The following is an 18631-nucleotide window of genomic DNA, read 5'->3' on the forward strand; positions in this document are numbered from 1 at the left end:
ATGCCTAGTTTTTTAAAGTTTTTTAGGTATAGAGTTTTTACAAATACCTAAATCAACTAAAATTCAACATGAAAGCTTCAATGAAGAAATAATAGGTTTCACTAAAATATCGCATAGTAAATATTTTTCTTCCGGGAGTGTAGAGCTATTTACATTAATCTAGTCAATTCCAGTCGGGGACTCGCTGTGTACGAGTCCTAAGATGCGACTTGATAAAACTACCATAAAAATTCACAAGAACAAAAATCAATAAAATAAAATTTATCACATTATATCATAGTGTTAGTTGTGTTTGTTATAGAGCAATAACAACTAGATTTGCCAATCATAATAATTATTTTCAGGTATGTAGCCGACAGGGTGGGATTCCACTTCAGTTTGTGCTGACACCCACCTAAAGTTTGTGTATTCAAAAGATGACAGCTTCAACTTTGAAGTGCCTTCCCTGTATCGGTGAAAATATGGGATGGGTATTATCTGTTCGCTCTCTTTTTAAACCTAAATTTACCGGCAACGTTATGTTGAAAGTCGAATAGTAGTGATTATTCTTCTTTAATCATGTTAAACCGCTAGTCCTTTTTATGCTTTGCTTCTTCAGAGCAATATGATTCTTGATGCGTACTTTCTACGCAATGACAAAACCAGCTTTCAAAACGTTTGAGATAATAAGCTCCTCCGAATCCATCGTTCTTATCATAAACAATGTAATCAGTGCCGCCACCTCTAAGGTACTTCTCTCCGGTGCCAACATATTCCCAATAGGTTAAGGAAGTGAATAAATAATTGTCATTAACCAAAAAACCAAGAAAATTAGGAGTATGTTCATAAAGGTAAGTTTTGATCGTGACGTGTTTCATTCCCTCGGCTTGCAACCTTTGCTTGGTAAATTCTATTTCCTTTAATACCGATTGGACTACAGAATATCTTTCCGTACCACCATCGATTGAGCCGACTTGTTGCGGCGCTAATAAAGCTATCTCTATGACTATTTGCTTTTTACTCAAAAGACACATCTCTGAGCTTGGATCTAAAAATCTGGCAATTACAGTACTCCAGCCATGTCTTCCTGCGACACCGATATATTTGATATTTATTTCTCGTTCAGATTCACATAGTCGACCAATGTCTCCTAACAAGTCATTGGATTTAATTATTTTTACTTCTCTACGATTGTGCAAAACAGCATCGTATATTTTGAACAAAAGCTCCAGCAAGATAAATGCAATAGGTAACATCAACCCTGTTTTGATGGTGTTGGCTACTTCAACTCTAAAAAATAATTCAGTTGGCAGCATGTCAACAACGACTGCAAGTAACAACAATAATATTAGTAGTTCTTTTTTAGTCGTTTCATATGCGATACGAAGTCGGGCCAGAAGATTTGCTTTCCTTTGCATGAGGAAGTCCTGTTATTTTATTTTTGATCAATTAAGTATTGTAAACTTTACTGATAATGCAATTTTTCTTCATCGTTAGCATTAATCTTATTTATCGAACCTTTAACTTATTTAACCGATTGAAAATAAAGGTTTTTATTCCAGCCGCCGACAGCAAGAAAGATTTATCTTGAGAATCAAAATTACTCAATTGCTAAGTGCTATATTTAAGATTACAACTACTCCACTTTTATGTGGGCCCTTGAATTTGCCCACTAACCCTATGTTAAATCGTGGGGTGCCTAAACCATCATGTACTGATGTGCTAACGCATCGCCACCTAAGGATTATTTAGATGCTATCTACTCTATTCGTTGTTGATCAAAATGCAGATGTACTGCCTTTGGCAAATAACGTAGTGACGTTTGAAACGTATTTGCAAGAGTACCCAAAGCTCGGTGAATCAAAACTTCGAGTGATTAATTTATGTGACTGTGACCGTTATTTAAGCCAAGGTTATTACTGCTCTTTACTTGCTGAAGCGCGTAATCACCAAGTGCTTCCGAGTCTAAAGGTTATTAATGGTTTACGTGATGGCGATAATGCGTTGTTTTTATCGCAAGCCTGGTTTGATAAGCGTGGGATCGCGATTACCGATGACGCTGAGCTGATCATTTGTATGGGCGAAACCCAACAGCCTGAATTTAGTAAGTTGGCGGCGTATTTATTTCAGCAATTTCCAGCGCCTTTACTAAAAGTGACATTACAGCAGCAAGATAAAGGCGTGCGTGTGCAGGTGCAGCGTCGCGACTTTTCGACTCTACAGGTGGCGCAGCTTGAGTTTTGTACTCAAGTATTAGGTCATGTGCATGCCACTCAGTGGAACAAACGTAAGAGTCACAAAAAGTATCGCTGGGATATTGCGATGCTGGTGGACCACGATGAAAAATTGCCGCCAAGTAATAAAGGGGCGATCAGCCGCTTTGTTAAAGCGGGTGAAAAGCTTGGCATTAAAGTACATCCATTAGAAGCGGCTGAGTTATACAACTTAGGCCAATACGATGGGCTATTTATTCGTGAAACCACAGCGATTGATCACCATACTTATCGCCTTGCGCAAGAAGCCGAGCAAAAAGATTTAGTGGTAATTGATGACCCAAGCTCGATCCTACGCTGTTGTAATAAGGTGTTTTTGCATGATGCCTTTAATTACAAGAAGGTGCCAAGTTTAGAAACGCGATTTGTGAGTCAGTGTAATGAACAAGTAATCGATAAACTCATTGCTGAGTTATCGTTACCTATGGTGCTTAAAATGCCTGAGAGTTCGTTCTCAAAAGGCGTATTTAAAGTAAAAACCAAAGAAGAGCTTGGCGAGCGTTTACAAGAGCTGATGAGCGTCTCTGCGATTGTGTTGGCGCAAGCTTACTTATACACGGACTACGATTGGCGTATTGGGGTATTAAATGGCCGTGCAATTTACGCATGCCGTTACCATATGGCACGTAACCATTGGCAAATCTATAACCACGAGTCAAAACGTAATTTCTCGGGTGGGTTTGACACGCTACCAACGTTTGAAGTGCCAAAAGCGGTGTTACGCGCAGCGTTAAAAGCGGCGGCAGTCGTGGGTAATGGTTTGTATGGTATTGATATTAAAGAGCACAACGGCAAAGCCTACGTGCTTGAAGTAAACGACAACCCGAATATTGACCAAGGGGTTGAAGACAAATATCTCGGTGACGAGCTGTACATGCAAGTGATGTCTGAATTTTCAAGACGCCTTGAAGCGAGAGGTAAAAAGTAATGTTGCAAGCCGCGTTGGTGCTTGAAAAGGCGACACTGCAGGATTTGAACTCACTGAATGCGCTGGAGCAAAACTGCTTTAGTGCGGATAGACTGAGTCGTCGCCAACTCAAGCATTACATCAGTTTTGAACATAGCCTGCTGCTCACTGCAAAGTTGGCAGGGGAACTTGTGGGCTATGGGCTGCTTTGGTTGCATCAAGGAACGCGGCTAGCAAGGCTTTATTCATTGGCGGTATCGCCTCATCATCAAGGTAAAGGGATCGCACGCCAACTGATGTCTGAGCTTGAAGTCAGAGCGGGTGAAATGGGCTGGTTATATATGCGTTTAGAAGTGGCTAAACGCAATGACGCTGCCATCGGCTTATATAAACGCATGGGTTATCGTGTATTTGGCGAGTATCAAAACTACTATGCGGATCATGATGACGCGCTAAGAATGCAAAAATGTGTGCGTAAGCTGTCGCAAAAGGCGGTGTTGCATCAGGCTCCTTGGTATCAACAAACAACAGACTTTACCTGCGGACCGGCGTCACTGATGATGGCAATGGCAAGCATAGATCCAGGCTGTATGGGCGATCAGGCCTTAGAGCTTGAGATATGGCGTGAAGCGACCACCATCTTTATGACCGCAGGTCACGGCGGCTGTCACCCATTTGGTTTGGCATTGGCTGCGGAGCGCCGTGGTTTTGCGGCAGAGGTGATGGTGAATACGGCGGGCCCGCTATTTTTAGATGGCGTGAGAAGCGCGCAGAAAAAGCAGGTGATGACCTTAGTTCATGAGCAATTCCGTCAAGAGTGTGAATATCGTGATATTGCTATTCACCAAGCCGATGTAAAGCTTGAACAGGTTGAACAATGGTTGTTACAGGGCAGTGCGGTATTGGCCTTGATCAGCACTTATCGGCTAAACGGTAAAAAGGCGCCGCATTGGGTGCTTATTACGGGGTTGGATGAGTTGTGCTTATATCTTAATGACCCTGATGTTGAGGACGACCAAAACCCTATCGACTGCCAGCAAGTACCCATCGCAAGGTCGGATTTTGAAAAAATGATGACGTTTGGCGCAAGCAAGTTAAGTGCGCTGGTGGTGTTGCACGAGTCATTTTAAATAACCTTTTCGGTTATAAGTCAAAGGGCCTGTATTCGGCCCTTTGTTTATAGCGCTAAACGGCGTTTATAGCGTTTTCAAAAACTCAACGATTTGCCATTTTTCATTGTCACTCAAGGTTGTGCCGTAAACGTGACCGCTATTATCATTGCCCGGCATCACTTCACCGCTGGCTTTGTTCACTTTGAACTCGTTCATGCCTTGATGAGTAATATAACCAACGTTGATAGGATCGAATTCACGACTGCCAACCCAGAAGGTATCTGGGCGCGACTCTGGTGATTGTAGTAGTGACCATAGGTTTGGCACAGAGCCATTATGTAAATAAGGCGCGGTTGCCCAAATTCCATTTAACGGCCTTGCTTTGTAGACACCCGCATCGTAAAAACCATCCACACAGTCTTCGTTAGTATTGGGGGTTAACTGTTGTCTATTTGCCAAATAGACTTTGAGGCGCTCTTCAATGGATTTTTTCACGGTGGTTTTCTTACCATCTGGCCCGGTGCGCTCTGCTATTAAGCCCGCTTCGATTGCTTTGATGGGATCTTTTAGCACTAGACCCACAACCCCATTTACTGGGATATCGATAGCGCTATCCACCGCTTGGAATTTGTCTCCCGCGATAATGTCGGTTTTTGTGCCTTCCAAGAACAATGTTTTTGCCATGTGGCAGCTGGCGTTATTAGACATAGTCGGATCGGTTCCAATCTCTTTTACCGGTACTTTTACCGCTTCGTAATCTTTAAGTAGATTTTTTTGGTCAATTAATTGATGGCAGCTAGCACAATTTGCTTGGAATAGCATTTTTCCTTGTGCCGCCTTATTGGTGTCAATCCCTGGAAGGTATTGCTCAGGCCAAGCTGGTGGCAGAAGTGTTTTTACCCACGCTTCTAGTTGCCCTAACGCATGTAAGTCTACCGTTGAGCTATATCGAGCATGTTTCCCCCAAACGCGCTGCCAAACCGGTGCTTCTTCAATGGATAACGAACCAAACACACCCACAACTTCACCAATGTTGCGTACTAATGGGCCGACCACAGGAATATTGGGTGCGGAAGCATTCCACTGCACAACATTTGACTGGTGCGTCCCCCATAAAAATGGATAGGAGACGGGCGCGGTGGGCGCATTTTTATTGTTAAGGTCGTCAAGCGCAAATGCCGTACCGGCGTTTTGAATATTGCCAAACGCATCAAGTCGAGCATAGCTGGTAAAATCGTCTGGATAGTCTTCGGGTAAGTCATTAACGGTTTGTCGCTCGGCGGTTGCAAGCGCCACATGCTTGAGATCGTCTCGTAAATCATCAATCAATTCTTGCGATGCCCCTTCTTTTAATACGCGCATCGCGAAACGGCTAAACTTTTGATTATCGTTAAGGGTCGCTTCTAACGCGGCATTTAGGCGGCTAAAGAAGAGTACAAAGTTGGCGAGGGTGGGCGCACCTTCTATCAAGATTTTTGTGCCGTTATAGTCAATTTGGTTAGTGTGACATGCGGCACAGGTCATTCCGACCCAAGCTTGTCCCGTGGTTTGATTGTTATGCACGGCAAAACCGATGGGCAAGCCTGAAGGGTTATTGGCGGCGGTTTTACTGGGCAGGTAGCGCAGCATTTCCATATGTTCGCTATCGCGAAAGAGCTTTTTACTGTTAGGTTGCTCTAACCAAGTAAACCAAGTATAGGGAATGATTTGTGACCCTTGGCCCGTGAACCAAAAGTCTTGCCGAAGTTTATCTGACCATCCTTGATTGAGCCAAACTCGCTCAGGCACTTGACCAGATTCTGCAACTGGGTCGAGCGTTTCTTTTGGCACTGAAGGTTTTTTACTTGGTGAGCTACAACTTGCGAGAAACAATGTGCAAGCCACTGCTGCACTTACATATTTTATTACTAGTCTATTGTTCATGTTGAACTGTCCGTGACGGTGGAAGTACCAACTACCTTAGTACAAACTAATTAACAATCAAGTTACACGGCATTACACTTGCCGCTGATTCACAAGATGAGAAAGTCTCATCTTTCCAAATATGAAATATTTATGTAAATTTATTTGTTTACACTAAATTTACTTTATTTGTTTGGGAGCGGTTGTGCGTCGAAGTAGTTTTGCCATTTTTCATGTTATGGCGGTAATAGTTATCTTGGTTGGGTTACTGACAGGTCCTCGTTTAGGCATTATCAATCATGATTTTCTGGCGTTTCTTTCGCCTTTGCTTCCACAAGGCGCGTTGCTGTCAATACATGTGTTATTTGGTTGCTTACTCACCTTGATTGCGATTGTTTTTACTTTGGCAACCATTCGCGCACCGTTTCGTGGTGCACCAAGCAAGTTTGATAAAGCTGTTAACTACATTGGGTATCTTGTTATTGTGCTGAGTATAGCCACAGGATGGTTACTTTGGCTCAATCCAGAGAGTCTAAGTTTAGTCATTCATGGGTTATCAGCGACAGGCATTTTTTTGTATTTGGTGTTACATGGCATAAAGCACACGGTGTTTAAGGGCAAGCAAGTACTGAGCGTGTTATTGCCCCGAAATGCGCTTATTTTGCTCAGTTGCAGTATTGCTCTGGTGTATTTTTGCGGCCTTGGCATAAAGCTTATTGTTGCAGATCAGCATTTACGGTTAGAAGTTGCGCCGCTATCAAGGCAAAGTCACCTTGAAATAGACGGTAAAGGAGACGAGCCTGAATGGTTGCGTGCTAAGCCTATTAAGTTAACTACATTTGGTGGTGCAAACTTCTTGGATGGGAGTAGTGAGGTCGAAATAAAAGCGTTGAGCAACCATGATGAAACCTTCTTTCTGATCCGCTGGCAAGATCCGACCGAAAGTCTAGAGCATCTGCCGCTGGAAAAAACCTCGGACGGTTGGCAAGTAAAAGAAAATGGCTTTTATCGCTTTGACGAGCGCACTTATTACGAAGATAAGTTTGCCATCATGCTATCGACAACCTGTGAACTAGGAGGTGATGGCACCGTTCAATACGGCGATGCGCCGCTTACAGACAAGCCCCGTAACTGGCATGGCAAGGGCTATCACGCAAGTACGGACGGCCGCACGCGAGACTTATGGCACTGGAAAGCGCTGAGAACCAATGACATGTACTTGGCCGATGATAATTTTTTTGGGCCACCTCAAAGCGTTGCACTTGGGCAAAGACGCTACACCGCAGGGTATCAACCTGATGGCAAAGAAAGCGGTGCTTATGTGATGAACTGGCGCTGGTACTCACCGACTGAGGTTACGCCAAAGCGAATGCCAATCCCATCGCCAGATATCACTGAGCGCAAAGTCCTTGATTGGTTTGCCAGCGAAACCTACAACCCTCAACGAGACATGGCGAAAATTGGTGAACAGCTCCCATCTGTGTTGTACCGTTCAAATCGTTTTGAGGGAGATAGAGCCGATGTTAGAGCTAGGGGAGAGTGGCACGATGGCTATTGGACGCTAGAGCTGGTACGTAAACACCAAACGCATTCTCCTCTTGATGTTGAACTGCGCTCTGGTGTTTGCATGTGGGTTTCGGCATTTGATCACGCACAAATCGCGCATACTCGTCACCACAGAGCGATTCAATTGAGGTATATGCTATGACCGTAGCCTCACGTTTAATACTTAGTTTAGCGATTGCCGCTGTGGCGATTAGCTACTTGTTATTCAGCCCCTCTGAGCGAGAAATTCCAACTCATGCACGCTTTATTAAAGTCACTAATGACATGCAGTTTTTGTCTGTCTGGCAGGGTCCTTGGCATTGTGTCTATGACAAAAAGCTTAATCTGCTCTGGGAAGTAAAACGAGATGATGAGTCTATCCACGATGGCTATTGGAGTTACTCTTGGTATGACGGTCAATTTGGTCATGCTGATCAAGGTGACTGTTATTTCGAAGCATCCCACTGCGATAGCCAAGATCTGATCCGTAAAACCAACCAAGCTTCTTTATGTGGTAGTGCCGAATGGCGCTTACCTACACCTGATGAGCTACGCTCTTTAATTCAAACGCCAAATAGTCCCGGACAACCCCATATCGCAAGTGATTTTTTCCCACACATTAAAAATGGTGACTATTGGAGTGGTGAGGCTGGCGTGCCATTACCCAAGTCATTTAAGCGTGAAAAGTTAGGAGCAACGGCTGTGAATTTTCAATCTGCAGAGGCGCTTTCGCTCCCATACGCAAACGCCGCATTTGTCATGTTGGTGGCTACGCCATCAACACCACTCTCATTGGCTCAAAGTCGTGCTGAGCCTGTTACTCTAAACTAGGAACCAAGGAAATGAAATATACTCAAATGGCAACTTTTGTGGTTGCAGCAGGTCTATCTTGCAGCAGTTTTGCTGCGAGTGACTACCACCGTCTTGTGTGGGACACCAGTCCAAGCACTTCAGCAACAATAGGGTTTACACCTACATCAGGCACTAATCATATTGTTAAATATGGCAGCACAACGGATGAGCAGAGTTGGCAAAGTGCTGCGGTCAGCGCTACGCATACCTTTGACGGTGGCCTCTCAAGTTCATTTGTGAAATTAACCGGCTTAACCTCTGATAGTGCGGTTTATTATCGTGTTTGTGATTCACAAGGTTGCGGTCAGCGTTTGTGGTTCAGAACTGCGCCGCAAACGGCATCAGGGATCACTGCTGTAGCTGGTGGTGATACGCGCACGGGTTGGACAACACGCCGTAAAGGCAATGAGTTGATCGCTAAAATTCGACCGCTATTTATTATGCATGGTGGCGATTACACCAATGCAAACTCCGTTTCTGAAATGCGTGAATACTTAAAAGATTGGCAATTAACCTTTTCGGATGATTTGATTGATGGCCTTGCATACAAGCGAATTTATCCATTTGTAGCAACACATGGCAATCACGAAGACGATAACTACAAAACGCTATGCGAAGTATTTGGCGTAGATTATGACCAAGATGGTGCGTGTACAGCAAAAGATACCTATGGTGCTTTTAACGTGGCGGGGCTTTTAAGGGTTTATACCTTAAACAGCCAATTTAAAAATAGTGGCTGGTCGAGCTATGCCACAGCGATGAACAATTGGCTGAAAAGCGACTTACAGTCTCAGGGCAACAGCGCAACGTGGCGTATCGCTCAGTATCATAAGCCGATGTATCCTCACTATTCAGGTAAGTCAGACAACACCATATTACACACTTGGTGGGCACAAGACTTCTATAATAATGCGATGAACTTAGTGGTAGAGTCCGATACTCATATCAATAAACTGACTTACGCACTAACGCCTACCAGCAATGGCTTTACTGCAACGACCCAAGGCGGCACCGTTTATGTGGGTGAGGGAAGCTGGGGTGCACCAGCGAGAAGCGCCAATGATCCAAAAAGCTGGACTATCGACCTTGCGAGTATTCAACAGTTTAAAGTGTTGAGTGTGACAAATGATAAGCTTACTGTTCGAACTGCTGAGTTTTCAAGCAATGCAACTGCCTTATCTAAGGCGCAGCGAGATGCCGATCCGCTTGCGTTACCTATGAATATGACATGGTGGTATGCCGCCGAAATTGGTGATGAACTGAATCTGATCAAAGCAAGCAATAATCTATCTGTGATAGAAACTCCCATTATTGAGCCGCCAGCTGCAATTGAACTTATCAGTGGTCAAACACAAGCGAATGTCACTGGTGCTAAGTCTTCTCAGGTACTTTATTACATTGATGTGCCAGCAGGAGCAACGCAGCTAAGAGTTGAAACGGCGGGCGGCAGTGGGGATGTAGATATGTATGTGCGCTTTAATGCGGAACCAACGACACAAAACTACGATTGTCGACCCTATAAATCAGGTAATAATGAAGTCTGTACAATTACTCCAGTACAAACAGGTCGTTACTATGTCATGCTTGATGGCTATGAGCGTTATTCGGGCGTTGCGTTAACAGCTACGGTTTATACTGACACTCCTCCAGATCAAGGTAATAGCCAGCAATGGTTGGATCAATCCGCCAGTAAAGGTCAGTGGCAGTATTATACTTTTGACGTGGCACAGGGAACACAGAGCCTGCAAGTAAAGGCATCGGGTGGTACTGGAGATGCTGATTTATATCTGCGTTTTGGTCAACAACCAAATAGTAATACCTACGAATGTCGGCCTTATGAAAATGGCAATAATGAAACGTGCACAATCACCAATCCAAATGCGGGAACTTGGCATATTGGGCTCTATGGTTACGCCGCTTTTTCAGGGTTGACTCTACAAGCAGAAAGTCAATAACCCTGTAAATGAGAGCTTGGTGGTTATTGGTGTAACGATCAAGCTCATTTTAAAACTGACCGAATATTGAGAGTAGCTTGATCATTCACAATTAATGGAATTGAGACAATAATCGAGGTACAATAGCGCTGCATTTTTGGACATGCAATTGTCTTTATGCAACGACCTCTGACGCGCGCAATCGTTGCGGTTCGTAGGGAAGAATAAATTTACCACGTGTTTGGCTATGTTCCGTGGTGATAACAAGGATCACATTATGAATACAAAACTTCTCGTTGGCTTAGGTGCTGTGGCTATTGCCGTTGGTGCTTATGTAACCACTCAATCATCATCTTTTTCAAGCATCGCGATGGAACAACTGGAATATGTTCCGGCTGATACCGCGGTATTTTGGGGGCAATTAACGCCTTTTGAGCAACAAAAATATTTGTCTTTCATGCCTGAAGAGCTTCGACAGGTTCAAAATATCGAAGAGATAACTGGGTTGCTTAGAAAAGAAAATGATAAGCACTTGGACTTTGTAGCAACGCTACTAGAGCAATACAATCTAGCGATGACATCCCCTGAACAAATGAAAGCTATCTTAGGCATGGGTGATACGGTCAGAAGTGTATTCTACACAGTTGGTTTGCTGCCAACATTGCGCTATGAACTGGCGGATCCTGAGGCTTTTCAACGTACGATAAAAATGGCTGCAAAAGATGCCGAAATCACATACCAAGAAGATACGCTTGATGGTGTCGCATTAACGCGTTATCAGCTTGAGTTCGCGCCAGAAGCTAAAATTGAGCTTATCACATCCGTGCAAGGTCAATGGGTAACAACAACATTTAACACGCCAATTAACACCGAAGCGGATTTAAAAGTTGCTTTGGGTATTGCCAAACCAGCCCAGTCACTGGCGCAATCTGGCAAACTTGAGCAATACAATACGCAGTTTGGTTTTGATGGTTCGTCAATTGCGTTTCTGAACCATGTGGCTATCGTCGATGGTATTACTGCAAACAAGCAGTCTGATTTGACTCGTATGTTAAATAATCTATTGCAGCTAGGTGGTGGTACTGAGAAATTAGCAGCGGTACGTGCTCCAGAGTGTCAGGCGGACTACAGCGAAATCGCCAATCTGTGGCCTGCGACGGTATTGGGTACCAAGAATATCCAATTTACAAATTCCGCAATCGACTTTGAAGTTGATACTGTGGTGGTGGGTAAAGATGCTGAACTGATGAAAGCGCTTGGGTCTATCCGTGGTTTTATTCCTGCGCACGTCACCAACGGCGAAGAGAAAGTGCTAGGGTTTGGCTATGGTGTTGATGTTGCAAAAGTTGCACCGCTTGTAAACACCCTTTGGGGCCGCTTTACTAAAGCTGAATTCAAGTGTTCTGAACTCGTTGCACTACAGCAGCAAGCGAAACAAAACAGTCCAATGGCTATTGCGATGATGACAGGCATGGCGAACTCGGTTAAAGGCGTGAGTGCATCCGTTTTTGATCTTGTTATGGAGCCAAACGACCAAGGCATGCCAGAACCTAAAACGTTTGATGCGCTAGTCACATTATCTGCTGAAGATCCTTTAGTACTTGTTAATACGGTGAAAGGGCTTGCACCTATGCTGGGTCAAATTCAAATCCCAGAAGATGGTACTCCGGTTTCAATTAACCAGTACATTCCATCTCCGCAGCCATTGGGTATGGATATCAAGTTGGCGGTTAAAGGCGATCACTTAGTGCTGTTTACGGGTGAAAAGGCGACAATTATTGCTGAGAAAATGGCAAGCCAAGCACTAGAAACTAATGGCATGACGCATTTCAGTATGGATATGCAAGCGTTTTTAGCACCAATGTTAGAGGCGGCAAAAGCGACTGGTCAACCAATGCCCGAAGGTATTGATGCACTTTTACAGCAAAATATGGTGTTTGAGTTTAGTATGGATGTTGCAGATCATGGCCTTGTATTTGGCACTGATATGAAGCTGAAAAAACTATAACGAGCAAAAACCCAAATGATGTTAAAAATGCCGACTTTAAGTCGGCATTTTTGTTCTAAAATCACATTTACTTTATCAAAATTGGTAGCTTACTGTCGCTTTAATGTTTCTGCCAAGCTCTGCGGGGTCGTTCGCTTCACTTGCTGGCGCTCGCAAATAACGCTTATCCGTTAGGTTGTCTACACCCAGTCGGGCAGAAAAGCCTGATAATACTCCCTCACCTTGGTATTTTACGTTGAGGTTGTAGATAGTATAGGTCCCAGTACCGTATCCGCGTGTGATGAGATCTTCGCTAAGGCGCTGTTGAGCTCTGTAGTGTAACAATTGAAAACCCAGATTTAAATTACTGTTCAATTGATAATTGGTATTCCAAGTAAGCTTATCTGCTGGTGCTTCAGAATATGGCTGGCGTGTATGGTCAATAGTGCCTAAAAAGAAATTAGGTACACCGACGACATCCATATTCATAGAGGCGTATCCTAGGTAGATGTCTAATTTTTTAAATGAATACTGTGCCTCAATTTCAATACCGTGACTGAATAACTTGCCGATGTTTTTCGCACTATAATCACGGTGTGTGGCGACAGGGACCCCATTGCTGGGATTGGGGCCGGGTGAGCCGAGCTGTTTATTGCCATTCTCATCGATGTAGTACATAAAAGGTACATTGTCGATGTAATTATCTACCTCACTATCAAAGTACATGACTTTTACACTGAAGTTATCAGCGAAGGATAAGTCTTGCCAACTCAAACCAAAACCAACTTCGTAGCTTTGAGAGTCTTCGGCTTTTAAATCTGGTTGCGGTTCGCTAAAGCAAATTTTTCCACCAATATGACATCTCCACTCATCTTTTTTATACAACTCTTGAAGCGAAGGTGCTCGAAATGCCTCCGCGGCTTTAGCGTAAAAATTAAGATAATCCGCGACTTTAAAAGTTACTCCTAGCTCGCTAGAGAGTTCAGAATCATCATTATCGGAATAGGCGACAAAATGGTTACTTGAGCGGGTGTATTTATCGAATCTCACACCTCCTGTAAGGAGTAATCTCTCATTTAAAAACTGACTTTGATCGATAACAGAAATTGACCAATTGGAGGCGTCGCTATCGCCATAGTAGGTTGACTTATCAGCAGGATTTTCGTCCCATTGCTGTTGGTCGAAGCTTTCGGATTCGTACTGCGCTTCAATGGCTAGCTTGTGCTTTATTTTCCCAGTGAATGTAGCCAAGTTAGCAACTCTCAGGCCTTTACGCGTACTTTCTCCATTTTTCTCACCATCATAGTTAATTTTGTTGCTGCCGCGTTCAATATAACCTTTGGTGATTTCATCATAGGTTTTTTGTGCAAAGAATGCTTGTATATCTAAGTCAAGCAACTCGCTAACACCTTGATACGTGTAGTTGAGCATCCCTTCCAGATAGTCATTTTTGTAATCTTCTGCAAGTGTCGGATAGGCCAACGCTAAGTCTATGCGCTGGGCATATGGCTGATCGATTGACTCGGTTTTACTGTAATCAATTTTACTGCTCAAAGTATGGTGTTCGTTGATGTACCAAGTATTTTTAAGCGCGAGGTTTTGACGTTTTGACTGATTCTTTATTTTACTTATCTGCTGAATACTATCGTCTTCTGCGGCTTTGGTGTCTGCCACGACATCAATATCGTTAAATTCCACTTGGCTAAGAGACAAGACCGTATCACTGTGATCATTCAGGTGAAATAGACTGACGTTAATATCATTGGCATCCGATACAGATAAATGTGTGACCGAAGCTTTGACGCCAAATCCATGCTGGTCATTTAGGTAATCTGCAGCGTTTTTGGTTACGAGTCGTATACTCCCTCCGATGGCCCCTGAACCGACGGTTAAAGAATCGGCACCTCGCAATACTTGCACTTGCTTTAATTGATCTGGGTTTATTCCCAAGGAATTAATTTGCGCGATATTTTGGCTGCCATCCGAATCAATCTTACGTTTCACATTGTCTACAGAGATGTGTATTCGTTCACCGTACAACCCTCGAATGGCGGGTTGTCCAGAGAGCGGCGTCACGCTACCAAATAGTTCAACATTGGGGAGAGTCTTGAGTAATTGGTTTAAATCGGATGCTTGTTGCCGCGCTATTTGCTCTTCCGTTAGCGCTGAAACTGAAGCCGCTACATCATGGTTTAAGGTCGATAATTTGTGTCCCAACACCTCTATTTTTTCAATTTCGGAATTGGTTGGGGAAGACGGCTCAGCATATGCATTCCAGCCGCTGAAGGTTGCAAGAATGGATAAAGAGAGAGTAGAGAGTTTCATATTATTAATCCTTAATAAAAATAATTACCATTTGCAATTGCGGCGAAGATGTTAGTTGTTATAAGATCTAATTGCAATAAATAATTACTTATAGTTATATAGATAAAGGCGTTACTATTCTGACTTTTAAGGAAAAATATGAAGATAAACAATTTACTCTGTGGTTTAGTTATCACACTGCTAGTATCAACGGCTGATGCTAAAACAATTGAGTTTGGCGGCGGTGCGAACATGAACAAGCTTGTTGCGGCCGCAGATGTATTGAAAAACTCGGAGCAGTTTACGGGAAGTGAGATCACGCTGTCAGGTGAAGTGGTAAAAGTGTGCAAAAAGCGTGGCTGTTGGATGACACTGAAGGTAGATAATGGTGAGGAAATAAACGTAAAGGTACGGGATGGCGATATGGTTTTTCCAATGTCAGCCATTGGCAAGCGCGCTTATGCGACTGGTGTACTTGAACAGTTCGAGCTAGATATTGAGAAAACGAAGCGTTATTTGGCCCATAGAGCGCACGAAAACGGTGAAGCGTTTGATGCAAGCAAAGTCACTGAGGGGATGAGTCTAGTTAGGCTCAAACCGGATGCAGTAACGATTTTAGAAACGAAATAAAAGCTATTTCACAAGGACGGCGTACTCGAAGTTTGTACGCTGTGAATTTGGGCTGATCACCACTTGGTAAGTGTCAGCACCAAGCATCACATAATTCACCTTACCCACCTTTAGGGGTTTTGGTGTGCTATCTAAATCCATTATCCAGACACCAGTTTCGGTATCTGGTGCTAAATTTATTAAGGTTCTGCCGGCGTTATTTGGAATATATAAAGCGGCATTACTACTTTTACCCCAAATCGCTTTTAGTTTGTGGTTTTCCGACACCAATGTGTAATCCGCGGGGCCAGAAGGGCGCATATCGGACTGGCGCTTGACTTCACACTGTTCGCATTGAATTGAAGCTGCGGAAAGATGTGTTTGCAGCTGCCCGTCAAAGATAATGCCCTCAGAGGCTATTTTCCACAAAGGTTGGCCTTCACCCAACTGATGACACCCTGACACCAGTAAAGCTGAAAATACTAAGCAGTAATATTTGTTAACAATAGGCACCGGATCACCAAACGAAAACTAGTTAAACCGGTACAAATAGTAGCTAATCTTAAGCGTCAATATAAGGTCTTAACGTTAACGAATGTAAAAGGTTACTTCATCAATTATTAAGACTAACTGCTACAGCCGCTGCCACAACTTGAGCCACTATTACAACTTGAGTTTGAAGAACTCGACGAGGAGGTACTGCTGTCGCCACTGTCCATTGACGTACACCCGATGTGCCCCGCATAGGTTGTGCTGCTGGAGTCGCCTTTGGCAATGGGCTCTCGAAAATCAGTTGCCGAGTAGTAATAGCCATTTGGAATATTAAGTAAAGCGTCAACTGCGAATAATATAGGTAAAGTAGCCGGTCTGCGAGGAGATATTCCTTCGATGCTACAGCAGGCTCTCCATGTTTTACGCAGACTGAGCTGAGCTTTGTTTTTCCCTTTCATTGCCTCAGATGGACAATGATGTAAGAAACGGTCAAAGGCCTCATAGCAAAAGGAATGATACTCTTGTGTGTGTAAAATAAATTCATGCCACAGCGCATCGACAACCTGGGAGGGCATAGCTAAGGACTGATCTTCGAGCAATAAGTTCGCTTGGAAAAACTGCTTAAGGCCCAATTCAACCTGTGTAAGTTGCTCATTGGTAAGTTCAGGATAATGTTGACTGAGTTTGGGTCTTAAATGCGTGAGATCGTAATCTTGAATAAAACTACGTCTACGCGCCGTCATTTTTACTTTTTGATATTGTAATACACCAACAAAGACCACAAATACCGCAACAAGTAGAAGAAATCCAATCATGTTATTTCCCTATATTTTTGCGTTCTAGACTGACCGAATGTGTAGCGTGTGTCAATAACGGGAAATATTAGAAGCAAGATAGCTTGCCTCTAATTGATTTGATTGTAAGTTTCTTAAATACTCTGTTTGACGTATTCTCCGGGGGCATCGTAAATCCCCGGTTGTTCATCACTTTGCGCGGCACGGGCTGGAACTTGCTCTGGGTTTATTTGATGTAACCACTGTGCCCAATGCGACCACCATGACCCGCTTTCATGCTTTGCCGAGGCAAGCCACTCAGCGGGGTTCTCGTGGTCTTGTCCATCAAACCAATAACCATATTTGTTTGCACTTGGCGGGTTGACCACTCCGGCAATATGACCTGACTCCCCAAGCACAAAAGTGAGCGGGCTGCTGAGTCTTTTGGCGCCCTCAAAAGTGCCTTGCCACAGCGCAATATGATCGTCACGGGTAGAGAGAAAGTAGACAGGTTGCTTTACTTTACTGAGGTCAATTTTAGTGCCACGAATACTGACAGACTTGTCTTCAATAAGCTGATTATTAAGATATAAGTCCCGCAAAATAAAGTTGTGGCAGGCCGCTGTTAGATTTGTACTATCACTATTCCAATAGAGTAAATCTAAGTCAGCGGGCGCTTTGCCTTTGAGGTAGTTATTAACGAAGTAATTCCAATACAAGCTGTTTTCTCTCAGCATACTAAAAGAAGTACCGAGCAGATGCCCAGACATCACGCCATTTTGATTATTATACTGTTCTAGCGCATTAATGGTGGGCTCATTGATAAATGCGCCAAGTTCACCTGGCTGTGAGAAATCTAAAATCGTGGTCAACAAGGTTGCACTTTTTACTCTTTGTTTCATGCGCTTAGCAGCAATATAGGCCATACATGAGGTGAGTAGAGTACCGCCGATACAATAACCCACAGTATGGATTTGTGTTTCGCCTGTTTGTTTTTCAGTTTGCTCTAAAGCACATAACACACCGTCTACGACGTAGTCGTCAAACGCAATATTTGCCATGCTTGGATCTGGGTTTTTCCATGACATCATTAACACGGTATAGCCTTGTTCAAGTGCCCATTTAACCATGGAGTTATCTGCTCTCAAGTCCAAAATATAGTATTTATTAACAAATGGCGGCACGATAAGCAGGGGAGTCTTGTGTACTTGCTCCGTAGTCGGATGATATTGGATCAATTCAAACAAGTGGTTTTGAAATACCACTCTACCCGGTGTACAAGCTAGGTCTTCCCCGAGTGTATACGCATTTTCATTGGTCATGCTGACTCGGAGCATTTCAGTACTTTTGGCTAAATCTTTTTTTAAGCGCGCCAGTCCATCGAATAGATTTTGTCCGTTACTTTCTAACGTCAGCTTAAGTAATTCAGGGTTGGTTGAAACAAAGTTGCTCGGTGATACTGAATTAACGGACTGTCTTGCAAAAAACGCTAATCGCTCCTTAAGTTTTGGGTCGAGGCCTGGAGTATTTTCAATGGTGTTTTGTAGTGATTGTCCAAACCAAAGATAGCTTTGTTTAAGGTAGTTAAACCAAGGATTTTCTTGCCAATCAGGGTCTACAAAGCGTTTGTCTCCACGTTCTGGGCTAATAATGTCTTCTTTATCATCGGTAGTTTGTGGCATAAAACTGTTTTGAAAAATTGCAAACTGAGTCTGCCACCACGCATTTTGCTGTTTAATAAAGGTTTCCGGTTGCTGATTGAGTGCACTGAGCCAGCTTTGTAAGTCGGCTTGGTTTTGCTCATTTAATGCATTTTGTAATGGATTCTCTTTACCAAAATGTGTCGCTGCGAGCTGCCACAATTCTTGGTTATATTGCCACCACGCAGTTAACCCTTGCTCAATATTTTCTTGAGTGCCCATACAGGTAGATCCTTTGTGTTGTTTGAACGGGTAAGGCGAC

Annotated in this window: 13 protein-coding genes; 7 read left to right on the forward strand and 6 right to left on the reverse strand. The window is 43.5% G+C overall.

What is annotated here, in order from left to right; all coding sequences use genetic code 11:
- Positions 1–569: 569 nt before the first annotated feature.
- Positions 570–1397, reverse strand: a complete 828-nt coding sequence (locus DS891_RS12165) for a hypothetical protein (RefSeq protein WP_010606540.1) — start codon at positions 1395–1397, stop codon at positions 570–572.
- A 334-nt stretch (positions 1398–1731) separates the two neighbouring features.
- Here DS891_RS12165 and DS891_RS12170 point away from each other — a divergent pair, with 334 nt between their 5' ends.
- Both DS891_RS12170 and DS891_RS12175 read left to right on the forward strand, forming a co-directional pair.
- On the forward strand, positions 1732–3180 hold the full coding sequence (locus DS891_RS12170) for a RimK family protein (RefSeq protein ID WP_010606541.1): 1449 nt from the start codon (positions 1732–1734) through the stop codon (positions 3178–3180).
- Complete coding sequence (locus DS891_RS12175; protein ID WP_088530045.1) at positions 3180–4289, forward strand: GNAT family N-acetyltransferase/peptidase C39 family protein; 1110 nt, start codon at positions 3180–3182, stop codon at positions 4287–4289. Before DS891_RS12170 ends, DS891_RS12175 begins: the two co-directional genes overlap by 1 nt.
- Positions 4290–4355: 66 nt before the next feature.
- On the opposite strand, the gene DS891_RS12180 is transcribed toward DS891_RS12175, so the two are convergent.
- A complete protein-coding gene (locus DS891_RS12180) occupies positions 4356–6194 on the reverse strand; it encodes a di-heme-cytochrome C peroxidase (RefSeq protein WP_174169929.1) in 1839 nt (612 codons plus the stop codon).
- A 184-nt stretch (positions 6195–6378) separates the two neighbouring features.
- Here DS891_RS12180 and DS891_RS12185 point away from each other — a divergent pair, with 184 nt between their 5' ends.
- The 4 genes from DS891_RS12185 (at position 6379) to DS891_RS12200 (ending at position 12512) form a co-directional block, all read left to right on the forward strand.
- Entirely contained in the window at positions 6379–7881 is a 1503-nt protein-coding gene (locus tag DS891_RS12185; protein WP_368032196.1) for an ethylbenzene dehydrogenase-related protein, read from the forward strand.
- Complete coding sequence (locus DS891_RS12190; RefSeq protein WP_174169930.1) at positions 7878–8549, forward strand: DUF1566 domain-containing protein; 672 nt, start codon at positions 7878–7880, stop codon at positions 8547–8549. Before DS891_RS12185 ends, DS891_RS12190 begins: the two co-directional genes overlap by 4 nt.
- An 11-nt stretch (positions 8550–8560) precedes the next feature.
- Positions 8561–10525: a pre-peptidase C-terminal domain-containing protein gene (locus DS891_RS12195; RefSeq protein ID WP_174169931.1), complete on the forward strand. Its 1965-nt coding sequence runs from the start codon at positions 8561–8563 to the stop codon at positions 10523–10525.
- A 256-nt stretch (positions 10526–10781) separates the two neighbouring features.
- Positions 10782–12512 carry a hypothetical protein gene (locus DS891_RS12200; protein WP_174169932.1) on the forward strand — a complete coding sequence of 577 codons (1731 nt, stop codon included), beginning with the start codon at positions 10782–10784 and terminating at the stop codon, positions 12510–12512.
- Between the two features lie 75 nt (positions 12513–12587).
- Here the strand turns inward: DS891_RS12200 and DS891_RS12205 are convergent, their stop codons facing one another.
- Positions 12588–14816, reverse strand: coding sequence for a TonB-dependent receptor (locus DS891_RS12205; RefSeq protein WP_174169933.1), 2229 nt, complete (start codon positions 14814–14816; stop codon positions 12588–12590).
- Between the two features lie 138 nt (positions 14817–14954).
- On the opposite strand from DS891_RS12205, the gene DS891_RS12210 reads away from it, so the two are divergent.
- Positions 14955–15425 (forward strand): DUF4920 domain-containing protein, encoded by a 471-nt coding sequence (locus tag DS891_RS12210; RefSeq protein ID WP_010606549.1) that lies wholly within the window; start codon positions 14955–14957, stop codon positions 15423–15425.
- A gap of 3 nt (positions 15426–15428) precedes the next feature.
- Here the strand turns inward: DS891_RS12210 and DS891_RS12215 are convergent, their stop codons facing one another.
- From DS891_RS12215 to phaC, 3 genes are all read right to left on the reverse strand, one after another.
- Positions 15429–15917 carry a hypothetical protein gene (locus DS891_RS12215; protein ID WP_174169934.1) on the reverse strand — a complete coding sequence of 163 codons (489 nt, stop codon included), beginning with the start codon at positions 15915–15917 and terminating at the stop codon, positions 15429–15431.
- Positions 15918–16030: 113 nt separating this feature from the next.
- Positions 16031–16711, reverse strand: coding sequence for a hypothetical protein (locus DS891_RS12220; protein WP_174169935.1), 681 nt, complete (start codon positions 16709–16711; stop codon positions 16031–16033).
- A gap of 113 nt (positions 16712–16824) precedes the next feature.
- Entirely contained in the window at positions 16825–18591 is a 1767-nt protein-coding gene (phaC, locus tag DS891_RS12225; RefSeq protein WP_102057263.1) for a class I poly(R)-hydroxyalkanoic acid synthase, read from the reverse strand.
- Between the last annotated feature and the right edge of the window lie 40 nt (positions 18592–18631).

Source organism: Pseudoalteromonas sp. JC28 (assembly GCF_013319255.1).
Classification (GTDB): domain Bacteria; phylum Pseudomonadota; class Gammaproteobacteria; order Enterobacterales; family Alteromonadaceae; genus Pseudoalteromonas.